The organism is Aeromicrobium phragmitis (genome assembly GCF_003674095.1).
GTDB lineage: Bacteria > Actinomycetota > Actinomycetes > Propionibacteriales > Nocardioidaceae > Aeromicrobium > Aeromicrobium phragmitis.
In genome coordinates this window covers 1-391 of sequence record NZ_RDBF01000140.1, presented here as the reverse complement: position 1 = coordinate 391, position 391 = coordinate 1, and the positions used below count along the sequence as shown (strand labels likewise).

1 protein-coding gene is annotated in these 391 nt (G+C 69.1%); it reads left to right on the top strand.

Going from position 1 to position 391, the window contains the following annotated elements; all coding sequences use genetic code 11:
• Positions 1-391: hypothetical protein (locus tag D9V41_RS16655; protein WP_279432365.1), on the top strand; the 391-nt coding region annotated here is incomplete at both ends.

Genomic DNA, 391 nt, shown 5'->3' with positions numbered 1-391 from the left:
TCACCGCCGCGTACGCCGTGTTCGCGGGCTTCACCATCGTCGCGACCGTCGACTGGCTGCTCGGCACCCTCGACCTCCCCTTCGTCGAGTCCTGGGGGATCCTCGCGCTGACGATGTTCGCCTGCGGCATGGTCTACACCATGTTCAACGACCTGTTCGGCAGATGGGCGATGCTCCCGACCTGGGGACTGATGATCCTCCTCGGAAACCCCTCCTCCGGGGGCGTGGTCGCGTGGCCGTTCCTGCCGCAATGGCTCGCCGTCATCGGCGGCTGGCTACCCCCAGGCGCCTCCGTCAACGCCCAGCACACCGCCGTCTACTTCCCCGGGCACCAGCGCGCGTGGCCCTTCCTCGTCCTCCTCGGCTGGGCCGCCCTCGGCATCGGAGTCCA